The 17,652-nt window shown below is 69.5% G+C and carries 13 protein-coding genes; 6 read left to right on the top strand and 7 right to left on the bottom strand.

Annotation, left to right across the window (positions count from 1 at the left end):
* Positions 1–20: 20 nt before the first annotated feature.
* The gene (locus ACZ6ZD_RS05200) at positions 21–5,555 is read left to right on the top strand and encodes an RHS repeat-associated core domain-containing protein (protein WP_465668520.1); all 5,535 of its coding nucleotides are present in this window, start codon (positions 21–23) and stop codon (positions 5,553–5,555) included.
* Between the two features lie 12 nt (positions 5,556–5,567).
* Here the strand turns inward: ACZ6ZD_RS05200 and ACZ6ZD_RS05195 are convergent, their stop codons facing one another.
* The 3 genes from ACZ6ZD_RS05195 to trpS form a co-directional block, all read right to left on the bottom strand.
* On the bottom strand, positions 5,568–8,312 hold the full coding sequence (locus ACZ6ZD_RS05195; RefSeq protein WP_465668518.1) for an AfsR/SARP family transcriptional regulator: 2,745 nt from the start codon (positions 8,310–8,312) through the stop codon (positions 5,568–5,570).
* Between the two features lie 63 nt (positions 8,313–8,375).
* A complete protein-coding gene (locus ACZ6ZD_RS05190; protein WP_465668516.1) occupies positions 8,376–9,119 on the bottom strand; it encodes an endonuclease/exonuclease/phosphatase family protein in 744 nt (247 codons plus the stop codon).
* Between the two features lie 13 nt (positions 9,120–9,132).
* A complete protein-coding gene (trpS, locus tag ACZ6ZD_RS05185) occupies positions 9,133–10,098 on the bottom strand; it encodes a tryptophan--tRNA ligase (protein ID WP_465668514.1) in 966 nt (321 codons plus the stop codon).
* A 331-nt stretch (positions 10,099–10,429) separates the two neighbouring features.
* On the opposite strand from trpS, the gene ACZ6ZD_RS05180 reads away from it, so the two are divergent.
* A complete protein-coding gene (locus ACZ6ZD_RS05180) occupies positions 10,430–10,918 on the top strand; it encodes a GNAT family N-acetyltransferase (protein ID WP_465668512.1) in 489 nt (162 codons plus the stop codon).
* Here ACZ6ZD_RS05180 and ACZ6ZD_RS05175 read toward each other — a convergent pair.
* Entirely contained in the window at positions 10,915–12,039 is a 1,125-nt protein-coding gene (locus ACZ6ZD_RS05175; protein ID WP_465668510.1) for a GDSL-type esterase/lipase family protein, read from the bottom strand. The genes ACZ6ZD_RS05180 and ACZ6ZD_RS05175 overlap by 4 nt on opposite strands.
* A gap of 113 nt (positions 12,040–12,152) precedes the next feature.
* On the opposite strand from ACZ6ZD_RS05175, the gene ACZ6ZD_RS05170 reads away from it, so the two are divergent.
* Both ACZ6ZD_RS05170 and ACZ6ZD_RS05165 read left to right on the top strand, forming a co-directional pair.
* A complete protein-coding gene (locus ACZ6ZD_RS05170) occupies positions 12,153–13,328 on the top strand; it encodes an acetoin utilization protein AcuC (RefSeq protein WP_465668508.1) in 1,176 nt (391 codons plus the stop codon).
* A 136-nt stretch (positions 13,329–13,464) separates the two neighbouring features.
* Positions 13,465–13,680, top strand: a complete 216-nt coding sequence (locus ACZ6ZD_RS05165; protein ID WP_012923942.1) for a helix-turn-helix domain-containing protein — start codon at positions 13,465–13,467, stop codon at positions 13,678–13,680.
* 45 nt (positions 13,681–13,725) lie between these two features.
* Here ACZ6ZD_RS05165 and ACZ6ZD_RS05160 read toward each other — a convergent pair whose 3' ends face one another.
* A complete protein-coding gene (locus tag ACZ6ZD_RS05160; RefSeq protein ID WP_465668506.1) occupies positions 13,726–14,592 on the bottom strand; it encodes an alpha/beta fold hydrolase in 867 nt (288 codons plus the stop codon).
* Positions 14,593–14,647: 55 nt separating this feature from the next.
* Between ACZ6ZD_RS05160 and ACZ6ZD_RS05155 the strand changes: the two genes are divergently transcribed.
* Positions 14,648–16,447 carry an AfsR/SARP family transcriptional regulator gene (locus ACZ6ZD_RS05155; RefSeq protein WP_465668504.1) on the top strand — a complete coding sequence of 600 codons (1,800 nt, stop codon included), beginning with the start codon at positions 14,648–14,650 and terminating at the stop codon, positions 16,445–16,447.
* 88 nt (positions 16,448–16,535) lie between these two features.
* Here ACZ6ZD_RS05155 and ACZ6ZD_RS05150 read toward each other — a convergent pair whose 3' ends face one another.
* Positions 16,536–16,748: a hypothetical protein gene (locus tag ACZ6ZD_RS05150; RefSeq protein WP_465668502.1), complete on the bottom strand. Its 213-nt coding sequence runs from the start codon at positions 16,746–16,748 to the stop codon at positions 16,536–16,538.
* 2 nt (positions 16,749–16,750) lie between these two features.
* The gene (locus ACZ6ZD_RS05145; protein WP_465668500.1) at positions 16,751–17,428 is read right to left on the bottom strand and encodes a class I SAM-dependent methyltransferase; all 678 of its coding nucleotides are present in this window, start codon (positions 17,426–17,428) and stop codon (positions 16,751–16,753) included.
* 109 nt (positions 17,429–17,537) lie between these two features.
* Between ACZ6ZD_RS05145 and ACZ6ZD_RS05140 the strand changes: the two genes are divergently transcribed.
* Entirely contained in the window at positions 17,538–17,639 is a 102-nt protein-coding gene (locus ACZ6ZD_RS05140) for a 30S ribosomal protein bS22 (protein ID WP_008356322.1), read from the top strand.
* Positions 17,640–17,652: the final 13 nt, after the last annotated feature.

The following is a 17,652-nucleotide window of genomic DNA, read 5'->3' as shown; positions in this document are numbered from 1 at the left end:
TCGCCGGACCGGCACCGGGAATGGCAGCCGCTACCGGCGGCCCGTCCTCGCCGAACCTGCCGACGACGAACTCCGTCGGGGTGACCGGTCAATCGATCACGCCACGGGACACCGACGCGGCGACCAGTGACGCCCTGGAAGGCAACCAGGAACCGGGTCAGCCCGCAGCCAAAGACGGCTCCAGCAATCTGAGCGCCACTCCGCTCGCGCCGTCCGCGAACTGGGACGTCTCGGCCCACACCGGCGATTTCAACTGGAGCTACCCGTTGCGGGTGCCGCCTGCGCCTGGCGGGCTGCAGCCGGCCCTGTCCATCTCGTACTCCTCCGGGAGCGTCGACGGCCGAACCAGCGCGACCAACAACCAGCCGTCCTGGATCGGCGACGGCTGGGACCTCGACCTGGGTTTCATCGAGCGCACCTACGGCGGCTGCTCTGACGACAAGGAAGGCTCGAACAAGGGCCAGCAGGTCGGCGACCTGTGCTGGCGCAGTGACAACGCCACCGCGTCGTACCCGGGCGGCGGTGGGATGTTGATCGCCGGTGCGAACGGCTGGCGGTCCAAGCAGGACGACGGCGCCCGGATCGAGCGCCTGACCACGGCCGGCAACGGCGACGACAACGGCGAGTCCTGGAAGATCACCACCGTCGACGGAACGCAGTACTTCTTCGGCTCCCGTCCGGAGGCCAAGTCGACGTGGACCGTTCCGGTCTTCGGCGACGACACCGGTGAGCCCTGTAACAAGGCGACGTTCGACGCGTCCTGGTGCAAGCAGGCCTGGCGCTGGAACCTGGACAAGATCGTCGACCCGTTCGGCAATCAGATCCTGTTGCAGTACCAGGTGGAATCGAACTCGTACGGCCGCAACCTCAAGGACGCCGCGGTCGGTTACGACCGGGCCGGCTGGCTGGACCGGATCGACTACGGCCTGAACAGCGCCGTCAACGGACAGGCGACCGGCCGGGTGCTGTTCGGCACCGCTGAGCGGTGTGTACCGGGCAGCATCTGCACGCTGGACAAGAAGGAGAACTTCCCGGACGTCCCGCTGGATGCGCGCTGTGAGGCGGCCACCTGCAAGGACCAGTACGCACCGACGTTCTGGAGCACCAAGCGGCTTGCCACGGTGACTACGCAGGTACTGCGGGGTTCGGCGTACACCGATGTCGATCGCTGGGAGCTGAACCAGCAGTTCCCGCAGCCCGGTGACGGTGACAAGGCCGCGCTGTGGCTGAAATCCATCAAGCACACCGGACTGGTCGGTGGCTCGATCGCACTGCCGCCGGTGGTGTTCGAGGGAGCCGTCTACGCGAACCGGGTGCCGCAGGCCGAGCCGCTGTCGCCGATCCTGCGCTACCGGCTGACCGGCATCGTTTCGGAGGCCGGGGGAGTCACGTCGGTGACCTATGCGGCGCCGGACTGCACTGCGCGGCCGACGAACCCGGAGTCGAACACCAAACGCTGCTATCCAGCGCGTTGGAAGAAGAACAAGGACTACGCCGAGCGCACCGACTACTTCCACAAGTACGTGGTGGCGAAGGTCGTGCAGTCCGACCGGATCAGCGCCAACCCGCAGCAGGAGACCAGCTACGAGTATCTGGACGGCGCTGCCTGGCACTACGACCAGTCCGAGTTCACACCGCCGGACAAGAAGTCCTGGAACGACTACCGCGGCTACGGCAAGGTGAAGATCCGTACCGGTGTGCCGAATGATCCGGCCGGCCCGGTCACGCTGACCGAGCGCCGCTTCTTCCGCGGCATGAACGGCGACCGCGCTACCCCGACCGGTGGCAGCAAGCCGGTGGCGGTGCCAGACTCCGAAGGTGGCAGTCACACCGACCACGACTGGTTGCGCGGCTTCGGACTCGAGAGCATCACCTACCTGGGCAATTCCGACACCGTGGTGGACAAATCGATCACCGAGCCGGTCTGGCAAGGCCCGACGGCGACGCGTGGCGAGCACAACGCGTACCTCGTGGGTGCCGGGACTGTGCGGAACCTGGTCGCGCTGGACGGCGGCCGCGGTTGGCAGACCACGAAGTCCGTCACGTCGTACGACGATCGCGGGTTGCCCACCCAGGTTGACGATCAGGGCAACGTCGCCGAGCCGGGCGACGACCGCTGCACGAAGACGACGTACGCGCGGAACACCTCGGCCTGGCTGCTGGACCTGCCCACGCGGGTCGAGACAGTGGCCGTGAAGTGCGGGCTGATGCCGACCTTCCCGCAGCACGCGATCTCCGACGTACGGACGTCGTACGACGGCCAGGAGGCGGGCAAGCCGCCGGTGCGCGGTGCCGCGACCAAGGTCGAGGAGATGTCCGAGCGGACGCCGGCCGAGCCGGTCTACACGATGACCGGGACAGCGAAGCACGACGTGTACGGCCGAGTGACGGAAAGCCGGGATGCGCTGAGCAAAGCGACCACTACGGCGTACACACCCGCGACTGGCGGCCCGGCGACCAAGATCGTGCAGACCAACCCCCTGGGGCATGCGAGCAGCACCGTGGTCGACCCGGCGTTCGGGAACCCCATCAGTGCCACGGACGCGAACAACAAGGTGACAGAGACGCAGTACGACGCTCTCGGGCGCGTAACCGCCGTCTGGTTGCCGAACCGGCCGCGGGGCGGCAGCGAGCCGAAGTCGCCCAACGTCAAGCACACCTACCTGGTGCGCAACGACAAGCCGAACGTCGTCATCACCGAGCGCCTGAACCCGAAGGGCAACTACGTCTCGACGAACACCCTGTACGACGGCCTGCTGCGCCCACGCCAGGTACAGGCCCCAGCGGACGGCGGTGGCCGCCTGCTGACCGACACCCGGTACGACTCCCAGGGCCGGGTCTGGAAGTCCACCCAGCCGTTCTTCAACGACGCGGCGCTGGACACCAACCTCTGGATCGCCAACGACAACGAGGCCCCCGGCCTGACCGTAACGGAGTACGACGGCGCCGGCCGCACCGTCGAGTCGATCTTCAACGGCGGCCCGACCGAGAAGTTCCGCACCAGCACCCGCTACGGCGGCGACCGCGTCCACGTCGACCCACCGGACGGCAGCACCGCCACCACAACCATCACCGACGCCCGCGGCCGCACCACCGAACTGTGGCAGTACCGCGGCGCAACCCCATCCGGCCCACACGACACCACGAAGTACCAACACACCCCAGCCAACCAACTCGCCGCAGTAACAGACGCAGCCGGCAACCGCTGGGAATACACCTACGACCTGCGCGGCCGAAGGACCACTGCAAAGGATCCGGACCGCGGAGTCAGCACTGCGCAGTACGACAACGCGAACCGAGTCATCAGCCGGACCGATGCCCGGGAGCAGACCGTCGCCTTCACGTACGACGACCTCGGTCGCACGACAGCCGAGACGCTGTCCGGGCGCAAGCTGGCTGAGTGGACGTACGACACTGTGGCCAAGGGGATGCTGGCCACTGCGACCCGATACGACAGCAAGGGCAACGCGTACGTGAGCGGGGTCAAGACGTACACGGCGCTCTACCTGCCGCACCGCACAACGGTGACCGTGCCGGACAACGAAGGCGCGCTGAAGGGCACCTACACGTCCACCCGGACCTACAACAGCGACGGCAGCCTGGAGAGCGAGACCTACCCGAAGGCAGGTGACCTGCCGGAGGAGTCGGTCTTCTACAGCTACGACGACAACGGCCAGCCGCTCAAGACACACGGCGCTGCGGAGTACGTGCTGAACACGCAGTACACCAAGTACGGCGAGCAGCAGCGCGTCCACCTCGGTGAAACCGGCAAGCGGGCTTGGCTGACGACGTACTACGACGACAACACCCGCATGGTGAACCGAACGGTCGTCGACGCCGAAGTGCCGCGGCCGCTGCAGTCGGACACCAGATACACCCGCAACCCAATCGGTGCGATCACTGCGATCACCGAGAGCGCTCCGGACACGACGGACGACGTCCAGTGCTACCGCTTCGACCACGTGCAGCGCCTCACCGAGGCGTGGACGCCGGGCAGTGGGTGTGACGCAAACCCAACCACAGCTGGGCTTTCGGGGCCTGCGCCGTACTGGCACAGCTACAGCTACGACCTGGCTGGCAACCGCCGTACCGAGGTGCAGCACACGGCTGCTGGTGACAGCACCCGCACCTACACCTACCCGGCCACGGGCCAGCCGCGGCCGCACGCGGTGACTGCCATCAGCACCGGCACTTCCACTACCAACTACAGCTACGACGCCAACGGCAACACAGTGAAGCGAGGCGACCAAACCCTCACCTGGACCCACGACAACAAGGTCGAGACGGTCGACGACAGCAGCTCGGTCTACGCGGCCGACGGCATCCGGCTGATCCGTCGCGACGCCAAGGGCAGCACGCTCTACCTGGGCGGCCAAGAGCTTCACCTCGACAAAGCCGGCAAGCTCACTGCGACCCGGTACTACGACCACGCCGGCGCCACCGTGGCAGTCCGTACGGCCGCAGGGCTGTCCTGGCTGGCCAACGACCACCACGGCACCCAGCGGCTCACCATCAATGCGCAGACCCACGCGGTCACCCGCCGCCGCGAACTCCCCTTCGGAGCCACCCGCGGCGAAACCCCCGACTTCCCCGGTACCAAGGGCTTCGTCGGTGGCATCCAGGACACCACCACCAACCTCACCCAGCTAGGAGCCCGCACCTACGACCAGGACACCGGCCGCTTCCTCTCGGTCGACCCGCTGATGGTCCTCAGCGACCCCCAGCAACTCGACGGCTACTCGTACGCCGGCAACGGCCCGATCAACACCGCCGACCCCACCGGCTTGGCCCGCTCCGCCGACGATCACATCGGCCACTACCGCGAAGACAAATGGCAGGGCCAGCCAGGCGTCACCCCCGACGTCGACAAGAACGGCAAGCGAATCAATCAAAGCAAGCCGTCCTGTAACAAGCACGGCGATTGCCGTCGCGGTCACCGGGGTGGCGCCCCCGCCGCCAAACAGCCGTCCTGCAACAAGTTCGGCGACTGCCGCCGCGGCCACCAAGGCCCGGTCGCGAAGTGGGAGCCGCCGGAGAAGCCGAAGCCGGAGAAGGGGTTCTCGTTCGGATTCTGCTTCGGCGCGAGCGCCCAGGCCTTCGTCGGGATCGCGCGGGAGAACTGCGTGATGATCGACAGCGAAGGCATCGGCGTCACGCTCGGGGAGAAGAAGTTCGCCGGCCCGGGGCTCGGGATGGGACTGACCTTCGGGCTGAAGGTCGCCGACGCGAACGTCCCGGCGCTGGGCGGAATGGAGACCGCGCTGGGCGGTGACATCAAGGCCGGTACGGCGACGCTCGCGGCCGAGGTCGGGCGCAGCGACCCCGACCCGGATCACCCGGGTGTGGAACCGCCGTGGAGTGTCGGCATCGGGGTCGGGCCGGGGCTCGGGCTGGGCGGCCGCTTCAAGAGCTTGGAGAAGTTCATCGGGCTCGGCGACAAGCTGGGCGGCCTGTCCTACAACGGGAGCCGCGGCGAATCCTCGTCGGAGTACATGTTTAAGTTCCAGAAGGGCGGCGATCCCAACCCCTGCGCGAATATCTACGCGGGCTGTTGACAGCCGGCGCGGCTACCGGTCACTAGATCGGTGATCGGTAGCCGCGGCGAGGAGGGTTTGGACTTCGGGGGTTCGGGGGTCGGCGAAGTCGGTGAGGATGGCGAGGGCGGTGTGGAGGGTGGTGGCGGCGAGGGTGGGGTGGTGGGCGGCTAGGAGGGGTTTGGCGAGGTCTATGAGGGCTCCGGCTTCCCAGCGGCGGTTGTTGATGCGGCGGAAGAGGCGGACGGAGCGGCAGGCGGCGCGGATGGCGGGGGTGGGGCGGTGCAGGGCGGCGTAGGCGCGGGAGAGGTTCTGTTGGTTGTAGGCGTCGGCTACCAGGTCGCCCGCGTTGAGGCGGTCGGCTTCTAGGTGGGCTTCGACGGCTTCTAGGTAGCGGCCGGTGGCGGCGAGGGCGACGCCGCGGTTGTCGAGGTTGACGGCGACGCCTCGGGTGTAGCCGTTCTGCTGGCAGAGGCGGATGGCGCGTTCGCTGTGGTCGACGGCGATCTCGGGGCGGCCGAGTTCGGCGAGGACGATCGCTAGGTTGCCGAGGACCATCGCTTCGCCGCGGCTGTGGCCGACGGCTTCGAAACAGGTCAAGGCTTCGGTGAGGTAGCGCTCCGTCCCTGGCCAGTCGTCCTGGTCGAAATGGAAGCAGCCGATCGCGTTCAGCGCGAAGCCGCGCGCAGTGTCGTCGGCGCCGGCCGCGGTGACGGCCAGCTCGAAGAAGGCGAGGCCGTCGGACCAGGTGATCCGGTTGTCCAGGAACGTCGCCATCGCGAGCACTGTCCGCCAGGCGTACGCCGAGCGTCCGTTCGCGGCCGACCAGGTGGTGATCGCGCGCAAGCAGTTGTACTCGCGCTCGAACCAGGCAATGGCTTCGGGCACCGTGGCGAACTCCGGCGCTGCCGTCCGCGGCTGATGCAGCTCCGCGAAATCGCGTAGCCGCAACGGCTGCAGCCGTGTGTCAGCGCTGAGCGCGGTGTGCAGATACCAGTCGACCAGCCGGTCGAGAGCCGCGTCGGCGTCCGGCTCGTCGGCGGCGAGCTCGGTCGCGTAGAGCCGGATCAGGTCGTGCATCTCGTATCGGTTGGCCTGGCGCTGGACGACGAGGTGGACGGCGACCAGGTGGTCGAGCGCGGCCCTCGCCGCCCCCGCTGGCAGCCCAGCGAGCGCAGCCGCGGCCGGTAGCCCGATGTCGTCGCCCGGATGCAGACCAAGCAGACGGAACATCAGAGCGGACGCCGGAGGCAGCGCCCGGTACGACCAGGACAACGCGGCCGACAGATCGGACTGCGGATCTCCGGCGTCCAGCTGGGCCAGCCGGGCCTGGGCGTCGCCGAGCGCGAGGACGACGTCGGCCAGGCTCCCGGCCCGCTGGGCCCGCTCGGCCACGATCGCCAGCGCCAGCGGGAGCCGATCGCAGAGCTGGATCAGCTCGCGGCTCGCATCCGGCTCAGCGGCCACCCGCTCCGAGCCGATAGTTGCCGCGAGCAACTCGACTGCCTGCTCGGGCGCCATCGGCTGCAGGGTCAACCGGCGTGCGCCGTCCCGGATCGCCAAGCTGCGCAGCTGGTTGCGGCTGGTGACGACGACCAGGCTGCCCGATCCGGGCAGCAGCGGCCGGATCTGCTCCGCGTCGCGCGCGTTGTCCAGGAGTAGCAGTACGCGGCGGCCCGCGAGGGTGCTGCGCAGTAGCGCCGATCGCTCCTCGACCTTGGCCGGGATCCGCTCCCCGGCGACGCCGAGCGCGCGCAGCAGTACGGCCGCCGCCTCGGCCGGGCCGATCGGATCGCCGGCGCCGTAGCCGCGCAGGTTCAGATAGAGCTGCGCATCCTCGAACTCGGCTGCCTTCCGATGCGCCCAGTGCACGGCGAGCGACGTCTTACCGGTGCCGGGCGCGCCGTCGATGGTGATGATCCGGGTGGCGTCGTCCGGCACTTGCTCACGATCCAGGACGTCGAGCGCGGCCAGCTCCTCGTCGCGGCCGACGAACGTGCGGATGTCGTGCGGCAGCTGCCGGATCGGCTCCGGACGCCGGACGCCGCTGTCGAGCATGGAGCGATACAGATCGTCGAGCTCCACGCTTGGGTCGATCCCGAACTCGTCGCGGAGGATCGTGCGGACCTGGTGGTACCGGTCCAGGGCCTCAGCGCGGCGGCCGGCCCGGCGGAGCGCGTCGATCAGCCGGAACCACAGCGCCTCTCGCGTCGGGTACTGCCGGGTCAGCTCGGTCAGCTCCGCGACCAGCGCACCCGGTGGGCCGGCGGCGAGCTCCAGGTCGATCCGGCGCTCGGTCGCGGCGAACCACTCGTCTGTCAGCCGCGGTACGACGTCCCGGTCCAGCCAGGTCGAGGTGAGGTCGCCGAACGGCCGGCCGCGCCAGAGCGCGAGCGCCGCCCGCAGCAGCTGCAGCTCCACGTCCGGAGCGTCCGCGCCTCTCGCCTGCTCGACCAGCGCACGGAACTTGTACAGGTCGATCCGGCTCTCGTCCGCGCGCAGCCGGTACCCGGCCAGGTCGGTCTCGATCCGATCGCCGCCGAGCACCCGCCGCAGCCGGGACACGTAAGTGTGCAGCGTGCCCTGCGGCCGCGCTGGCGGCTGCTCGGGCCAGACCTGATCGGCCAGGACGTCGATGCTGACCGGCTGGTTCACCGACAGCAGCAGCGCCGCGAGGATCACCCGGGGCTGGCCGGGCGGGAGCGCCAGCTCGGTCGTGGCGGTCCCGACCTCCCACGCGCCGAGAACCCGCCAGCAGAGCTCCTCGTCAGCGTCCATGCCTCTATCAGACCTCATTTCGGGGTGCTGAGAGACCGGTTTCCAACGGCGACTAGACCGGATTCACAGGCTGAGCGTGGCCATCACGGGCCAGTGGTCGCTGGGCAGGTGCCCGTTCGGGCGGAAGTGTGAGACGGCCGCCTCGACGATCGTCCAGGCAGGGCCGACGAGGATGTGGTCGATCCGCTCGTCGTCCTCGGCGCCCGTGAAGTCGTGCCAGCTGCCGCCGGCCTCGATCGGGACGGCGTACCGCAGTCCGGCGTCGGTCAGCGCCTTGAGCGGCGGGGAGTCGGGCGTCGCGTTCAGGTCGCCCATGACGATCCACGGCAGGTCGCCGGCCACCCATTTCGCCACCAGCCGGGACGACTGCAGCTGGGCGACCTGGCCGGCGTGGTCGTAGTGGGTGTTCAGGACGCCGACCGTCGTCCCGTTGCGGTGCCGCAGCCAGACCAGTGAGGCGACCCGGGTCAGGTCCGCATCCCAGCCGACCGATCCCGGCGTCCCGGGGTCGTCGGACAGCCAACGGGTCTCGAACCGGTCGATCCGCCAGTCACCGGACCGGACCATGATCGCTGCGTGCTCGCCGGCGCTCTGACCGTCGTCCCGGCCCACACCGACGATTTGGTACTTCGGAAACTGCAGCCGCAGGTAGTCGAGCTGGTCGGGCAGCACCTCCTGCAGCCCGACCACATCGGCGTCCAGCAGCTCGATCGCCGCCACCGCTGCCTGTTTCCGGACCGGCCAGGCGTTGTCGCCGTCCGGAGCGGAGGAGTTGCGGAGGTTGAAGGTGGCGGCGCGGAGCTTCATGGCATCCAGCCTTTCATGGGGCGCAGCCTGCCAACCCCATGGCTCGGGTCGCGGCCTGGAGCCGGGGAGTGCTCGCCGCCAGCGCCCGATCGCGGCCCTGCGCCAGCAGCTGGTCGATCGCGCCCGGATCGGTCGCCAGCCGCGCGTACTCCTTCTGCAGCGGCTCGACCACGGCCAGGACGGCGTCCGCGACGTCCAGCTTCAGATCGCCGTACGACGTGTACGCCGCCGCCAGCTGGACCGGATCGCCGTCCGTACACGCGGCCAGGATCTCCAGCAGGTTGGTCACGCCGGGCTGGTTCTCCTCGTCGTGGCGGATCTCGCTACCGGAGTCCGTCCGCGCCCGCATGATCTGGCGGCGGATGACGTCCGGCGGGTCGAGCAGCCGGATGGTGCCGACCGCGTCGTCCGTGTCGGACTTGCTCATCTTGGCCGTCGGGTTGGCCAGGTCCTTGATCCGGGTCGCCAGCGCGGCCTTGTGCAGCTGGGGGACGACGAACGTCTCGCCGTACTCGCGGTTGAACCGGAGCGCCACGTCGCGGGCCAGCTCGACATGCTGGTCCTGGTCGCCGCCGACCGGGACGCGTTCGGCGCCGTACAGCAGGATGTCGGCGGCCATCAGGCACGGGTAGGTGAACAGCGAGGCCCGGGTCATCGGGCGGCCGCCCTTCTCCTTGTACTGGATCATCCGGGACAGCTCACCGACGTACGACGTGCACTCCAGCAGGTAGGCGAGCTGGGCGTGCGTCGGGACGTCGGACTGGACGAAGACCGTCCCCGGCGGGATCCCGGCGGCCAGCATCAGCGTCGCGCACTCGCGGGTGAGCGCCGCGAGCCGCTTGGGATCGTGTTTGGTGGTCATCGCGTGCAGGTTCGCGACGAAGTAGAACCCGTCCGGGTCGGTGAACCGGCGCAGCGCGCCCAGGTGGTTCCCGAGGGTCAGGCGGCCGGACGGGGTGATGCCGGACAGCGAGGTCATGTCAGTGCCTTTCGGTGAGTGGGAGACCCCACCGAGCGCACGAAAAAGGCCGTCTCGGCGGAGACGGCCTCTGGGTGCGTGTGAACGCCGGGTGACCGCCCTAGACGGCCCACCACTGCTGCAAGTTCGTGTTCACATCTCGACTGTAGCTCACGGAAAGCAATCGGTCTGCACCTGATCTGCAAAATCTGTAACGCTTTGCAGTCCGGAACCGATGAACGGATCGTTGGACCCGCTGCTGACCCAGCGCTCGGGCGGGCCGGCGCAGCCTGGGAGGGGTGTTGCGCCGCCCGCCGAACCGGGCCCAGGTCCGCTTTGTCAGGATGAAGCCATGACGGTACGGCGGCTGACCGAGGACGACTGGGAAATCCTGCGCGCGGTGCGGTTGCGCGCCCTGCTCGAGGCGCCCGGGTCCTTCTACCAGACATACGGCGAATCGGTCGCGCTCACCGAGGCCGACTGGCGGGCCCGGCTCCGGCCGGCCGACAAGGTGACGCTGCTCGCCGAGTCCGGCGACAGCCCGGCCGGGATGGTGCTCGGCGTCCCGGCGGGGCCCGACGAGCGCGATCCGGACGCCGCGCTGATGCTGTCCATGTGGGTCGATCCGGAGTTCCGCGGCGCCGGCGTTGCCGACGAGCTGACGAGCGCGCTGCTGATCTGGTCCCGGGAGCAGCAGTACAAGCGGCTGCTGCTCTGGGTGTACGACGCCGCCCCGCGCGCCGCGGCCTTCTACCGCCGGGCCGGCTTCGAATCGACCGGGCGCGTCGACACCTTCTACGACTCGACGCGCCCGCTGACGTTGATGGCCCAGACCCTCTAGGCGGTCGGCACCAGGCTGATGTCGATCGCGTCCAGCTCGGTGTAGCACTCACCCTTCAGGAAGGTGACCGTGTTCTTCCCCGCGACCAGCGGCAGGTCGACCTTCGACGTCCCGAGCAGGTCCCAGCCGTACGACTTGTAGAGCATGGTCTGCTGGGGACCGCCGTTCGCGCTCACCTTGTGCGTGCAGTCGGTGCCCATCCCGTTCGCGCCCCGGGCCCGGATCCGGTAGTTGCCCGCGGCACCGACCTCGAAGGTGAACTTGACGAAGCTGTCCGGCAGGTCGATGTAGCCGACCTTGCCGCCGCCGGACGCCGAGATGATCTGCGTCCGCCGGGTGGGCGCGCCGCTGATCACGGCGTTCGCGGTCTGCTCGGCCTCCAGGCGGGTGACCTGCTGCCCGGTCAGGGCGGCGTACCAGCGGACGGCGGCCTTCGAGGCGGCGCCGTAGTTCGGGTGCCACATCTCCAGGAAGTCGTAGGGGTGGAAGAGGCCGGAGTTCGCGTCGACGTAGTCGACCTTCTTGCCGGCGGCAACCTTCGCCGCGACCATCCCGGGGATCGTGTAGTTGAAGGCCGCGACCCGGGCGTGGTGGGCCGGGTCCTGCAGGACCGGGATCGAGGTCACGAAGACCCGGGTCTCCGGCAGCGTCGCGGTGATCGTGTCGACAAGTGCCGAGAGTTTGCCCGGCGCCGCGCCCGCCCCGGCGTCGTCGTACATGTCGTTGGTGCCGATCTGGAGCGTGATCACGTCCGGCCGGTAGGTGTTCAGCCAGCCGACCACGTTGTCCTGGATCTGGCCGATCGTCCAGCCGCCGTGCCCCTCGTGGTCGCGATCGGTGAGGCCGGCCGGGCCGCTGGCCAGCGAGCCGACGAAATCCACCGGCCGGTTGTCGGCCCGCAGCAATTGGTACAGGTCCGCCCGGTACGCCGCGCCGGGCGCGTCCGCGCCGCCGGTGTTCGAGTCGCCGAGCGGCATGATCTTGGTCGGCGTCGCCCGGTTGATCGGGACGGCGGGCCCGGCGGCGGCAGCGGACCGGGCGCCGGAATCGGCCGTGACGGCGGTGCCGATCAGGGCGGCCACGCCGAGCAGCGCGGGCAGGGCGCGAACGAGCGCACGCATCAGATATCTCCTCACGATCGGGCGGGGATTCCACCCGATCGTGAGCTGGCCGCCGGGGACCGGCAATCCTTTCGACCGACCCCGAAGGAACTCGGCGCGTTAAGGTCGGGAGCATGAGCGGTGAGGCGAAACTGGTCTACGACGACGGGCTGACGGCGTACGACTTCGGGCGCGGGCATCCGATGAGCCCGATCCGGGTGCAGCTGACGATCCGGCTGGCGCGTGAGCTCGGCATCCTGGACCAGCTGACGGTCGTGCCGGCGCCGGTGGCCGACGACGACCTGCTGCGGACGGTGCACACGGCGGAGTACGTCGAGGCGGTCCGGCGGGCCGGGGCGAACCCCGACGTCCCGGACGAGCGGCACGGGCTGGGGACGGACGACACCTACTGCTTCCCGGGGATGCACGACGTGAGCGCGCGGATCGCGGGCGCCAGCGTCGAGGCCGCGCGCTCGGTCTGGCAGGGCGAGGTGCTGCACGCGGCGAACGTGGCGGGCGGTCTGCACCACGCGATGCCCGACCGGGCCTCCGGGTTCTGCGTCTACAACGACCCGGCGATCGCCATCCAGTGGCTGCTCGACAACGGCGCCGAGCGGGTCGCGTACGTCGACGTCGACGTCCATCACGGCGACGGCGTCCAGGAGGTCTTCTACAACGACCCGCGGGTGCTGACCGTGAGCCTGCACGAGTCGCCGACCACGCTCTTCCCGGGGACCGGGAGCGCCGGCGAGACCGGTGGGCCCGGGGCCGAAGGCTTTGCGGTCAACATCCCGCTCCCGCCCGGGACCGGGGACGCCGGGTGGCTGCGGGCCTTCCATGCGATCGTGCCCGACGTGCTGCGCGCGTTCCGGCCGTCGATCCTGGTCACTCAGCACGGCTGCGACTCCCACGTCGAGGACCCGCTGGCCCATCTGACCAAGACGGTCGACGGCCAGCGGGCGGCGTACCTGGCCCTGCACGACCTGGCCCACGAGCTGACCGGCGGGAAGTGGGTCGCGACCGGCGGTGGCGGCTACGCGATCATCGACGTCGTCCCGCGCGCCTGGAGCCACCTGCTGGCGATCGTCGCCGGGAAGCCGGTCGACCCGCAGACCCCGGTGCCGGAGGCGTGGCGCGAGGAGGTGCAGATCCGGTTCGGCCGGGTCGCGCCGCTGCGGATGACCGACGGCCGCGACCCGGAGTACGTCGACTGGTCGAGCGGCTACAACCCCGGCAGCTGGCTGGACCGCTCGATCAAGGCGACCCGGGACGTCAGTTTTCCGCTCCTCGGCCTCGATCCGACGTACTGAATCCGGCGCCGGATCGAGTCACACGAGTCCCCCTCTTTCCCATTCGCACCAACAGCCACTACCCTCGGTATATGCACGGACGGAGGTGCCGGAGGGGAAGCCGGCGCACGATCCGTGCTGGAAGTGCGGTGCGCAAATGGCATCAAAGAAGTCCGGTGGTGAGCAGCCGCTCGCTGAGGTGAAGTTCCTGACCGTGGCCGAAGTCGCCACGGCCATGCGCGTGTCCAAGATGACCGTGTACCGGTTGGTGCACTCCGGTGAGCTGCCCGCAGTCCGGGTAGGTCGTTCGTTCCGGGTCTCCGAGGACGCCGTGCACGACTACCTCAAGGGCGCCTTCTTCCAGGCCGGATAACCACGAGAGAGGCGGCCGGATCCCGATCAGGGGCCGGCCGCCTCGTCATGTCCGCCGCGTCAGGAGCTGCTCGATCGCGGCGGCGACCGCGCCCGGGTCCTCCTCGGCCAGGAAGTGACCGGCGGTGGTCAGCTGGTGGTCGAGGTCGGGGGCCCACGCCTTCCAGAGCGCCTGGGCGTCGAAGCCGAGGGCGGCGCCCCAGTCCTGCTGGATGACGGTGACCGGCATCTGGAGCCGGCTGCCGGCGTCCCGGTCGGTTTCGTCGTGGGTGACGTCGACGGTGGCGGAGGCCCGGTAGTCGGCGACGATCGAAGGGACGGCGTCCCGGCAGGCGTTGATGTACGCCGTCCGGATGTCTTGGGGGATCGCGTCGGGGCTCTTGGTCCAGCTGTCCAGGAAGTGGCCGAAGAAGGCGTCTGGGGCGCCTGCGATGAGCTGCTCGGGGAGGCCGGGCTGCTGAGCCATCAGGTAGAGGTGGAAGCCGACTGCGGCTGAGGTGCCGTGCATGACGGACCACATGTCGAGCGTGGGCAGGACGTCGAGGATGAGCAGGTGGGTGACTGCTTGCGGGTGGTCCAGGCCGGCGCGGAAGGCTACGAGGGCGCCGCGGTCGTGGCCGGCCAGGGCGAAGCTGGAGTGGCCGAGCGCGCGGACCGCCTCGACGATGTCGGCGGCCATAGCGCGTTTGGAGTAGCCCTCGGCGGGCTTGGAGCTGTCGCCGTAGCCGCGGAGGTCCGGGCAGATGACGGTGTGCTGCGCGGCCAGATCGGTGGCGACGTGACGCCACATCAGGTGGGTCTGCGGGAAGCCGTGCAGGAGGACGATCGGTGAGCCGGAGCCGCCGACTGCGACGTTCAGAGTGACGCCGTCGATGCCCGGGAGCTGGTGGTAGTCGAATCCGTTGATCTTCACCGGACCAGCGTTTCTGAGCCGGATGAGCGCTGGATGAGCACGCTACGGTGACCGGGTGGAGTTTGGGGTGCTCGGGCCGGTGGTGGCCTGGGACGACGCTGGCCAGCCGGTGGAGCTCAAAGGGCCGCGGCATCGGGCGGTGCTGGCCCGGCTGATCATCGCTCGCGGCAGAGTCGTCCCGGCGACGCGGTTGGTGGCCGACCTCTGGGAGGACCCTCCGGACGGCGCGCTGAGCGCAGTGCGGACGTTCGTCGCCGCGCTCCGCCGAGCTCTGGAGCCGGACCGGGCGCCGCGCACACCGGCTCGGGTCCTGGTGACTGAGGGGCCCGGATATGCGCTGCGGACCGACCGCGTGGACGCCGTGCGTTTCGAAGCTGCTGTCACCGCTGGCGCGTTCGCGGATGCGCTGCGCTGTTGGCGGGGTCCGGCGTACGCCGATTTCGCGGATGAGGCCTGGACACGAGCGGAGCGGGCCCGGCTGACGGAGCTGCGGTTACTGGCCGTGGAGCGGTTGGCCGAAGAGCGCCTGGCTGCCGGTCGGGCGGCGGAGGTGGCGGCCGGGCTGGATGCGCATGTGATCGAACACCCGTGGCGGGAGGAGGGGTGGCGGCTGCTGGCGCTCAGCTTGTACCGCACTGGTCGCCAGGCTGACGCCCTCGCCGTACTGCGGCGGGCTCGGGACATGCTGGTGTCGCAGCTGGGGATTGACCCGAATGCGGGATTGGTGCAGTTGGAGGCCGACATCCTCAACCAGGCTGCGCATCTGGAGCCTCGGTCGGTGTGGTCGGCGTACGAGCGGACTGTGGGTCCGAAGGCTCGGCTGGAGTCGACTGTCGGCTTGGTGCGCAGCATCGCGGTGTCGGGTGGGCTTCAGGAGGCTCGGCAGCATCGGCTGGCCGCAATCACCGCGGCTGAGCAGCTGGGTGACCCGGATCTTGTCGCCCGGGTGATCGGCGCGTACGACGTACCGGCGAACTGGACGCGGTCCGACGACGAGGCGGATGCGGCGGCCGTCGTACGGGCTGCGGAGCGGGTGTTGCCGACGCAGGATCATCCTGCCGTGCGGGCTCGGCTGCTGGCGACGATCGCCTTGGAATCAAGGGGTTCTACGAGCGAGCGCCCACTCGCAGCTGCCGGTGAGGCCGAACGGCTTGCTCGGGAGCTCGACGATCCGGCCGTCCTCGCGTTCGCTTTGAACGGCGTCTACATGCAGTCGTTTCGCCAAGCCGGGCAGGCGCCCACGCGTGATGCGATCGGCACCGAGCTCGTCGACCTCGCGTCGCGGCATGCGCTCCCGGCGTACGAGGTGCTCGGTCGGCTGATCCGGCTCCAGTCGGCTTGTGCTGTTGCCGATTACAGCGCCGCGGACCGGCATGCCGCGGCAGCCGACGAACTGTCTGCGCGCCACGACGCGCCACTCGTCGGCGTCTTCACCGGCTGGTACGCCGCGCTCCGCGCCGACAACTACGACCGCGTCGCCGCCTACCCAACCGCCGCCATGCCCGGTCTCCACGACGGCCTACTCGAACTCGCCCTCGCTACCCAGGCCATCCGGCGCGGCGAACCGATCGCGGATGCCGACTACGGGCCGCACACCCCTTGGCTGCAACCGATTCTAGAACTTGCCAACGGCAACCAATCGCGCGCCGCCGACCTGCTGCTCCACATCCCGGACCCGCCACCCGGCGTATTCCTCGAGGCCTACTGGGCCCTCATCGCCCACGCAGCCCGAACGGCCGGCTCGGCACCGGCCCTCGACCGCGCCCGAGCCGCCCTGGCACCCGCGGCCACCGAACACGCCGGCGCCCAAACCGGCCTGCTCACACTAGGCCCCATCGCCGACCTCCTGCACTAACAACAGGAGGTACCCGCCCGCCCCACGCTCAACCCCCCACCACAGCGGCCCGAATCCCCCACTACCTCCTGTCCTTACGGTCGCCTGGTCAGAGGTCGTCGGGGGAGCCGTGCTCAGCGCGCCGCTCGGCGGCGGCGCGCTGCTCTTGGTGCGCGTGATGCGAGGTGGGCCGGTAGGCCTCTTCGTACGCCGCCACCGCGCCGGCCACGCCGTCGGACCCGCGGCCCTTGGCCCACTTGGCGAACCAGGTGAGCCCCGCGAGGACGGCGGCCAGGCCGGCGACGAAGACGGCGTACGCCACGTCTAGGCCTGTTTGCGGGCGCGGACGGCGAGGCTGTGCGGGATGACTGGGCCTTCGGGTTCGAGGAAGTGTTCGAGGGTGAGGCCGGTGGCGAGGAGGGCGTTCAGGTAGTGGGCGAGGGGGACGTGGCTCATGCCGATGTGGTGGCGGATGCCGTCCTCGCCCCACCAGGGGGCCGGGTCGTGCCAGCCGGGCCGGCGGTAGGTGTTGTGGATGGTGCGGCTGTCGTCGTCCTCGTTGTAGACGACATGCGGCCCGTTGAAACAGGGATGGACGCCGTACACGATCAGCGCGCCGCCGGGGCGGAGGACGCGGGCGGCGTCGGTGAGGACGGCGGCGAAGTCGTCGACGTCGGTCGAGATCCACATCACCATCGCGGTGTCGAACGACTCGTCGGTGAACGGGAGCGCGGCCGCGTCGCCGACCATCAGCGGGCCGTCGGTGCGGGTGCGCGCGAGGCGCAGCTGGTCGGTGGAGTAGTCGAGCCCGACGACCTCGCGGCCGCTGGCGCGGATGGTCTCGAAGTTGCGGCCGGTACCGCAGCCGATGTCCAGACAGGGCCCGGAGCCCGGCCCGAGCAACTCCAGGAGCCCGGGTTGATGGGGCTCGGCTCCGATCACGAAGCGGTCGTCGTACCAGTCGGCCAGACCGTCGTACCTGGCCTTCGCAGCAGTGCTCAACTTGCCTCCCCAGACGTGATCTCCACCCTACCCAGGGACTCCTTTAGGTCCACGCGGTGACCTACGGGTAAGCTGCACCGACGTTCTCTTTGAGTTTGGATGGTCCACTGTGGGTTCCGTAATCAAGAAGCGCCGCAAGCGTATGGCGAAGAAGAAGCACCGCAAGCTGCTGAAGAAGACGCGGGTTCAGCGCCGCAAGCTCGGCAAGTAGGCAGTTCCCGCCG

It is taken from the genome of Kribbella sp. NPDC104218, assembly GCF_055584105.1.
The sequence above is the reverse complement of the archived record's forward strand: the minus strand, read 5'-3'. Positions and strand labels throughout refer to the sequence as shown.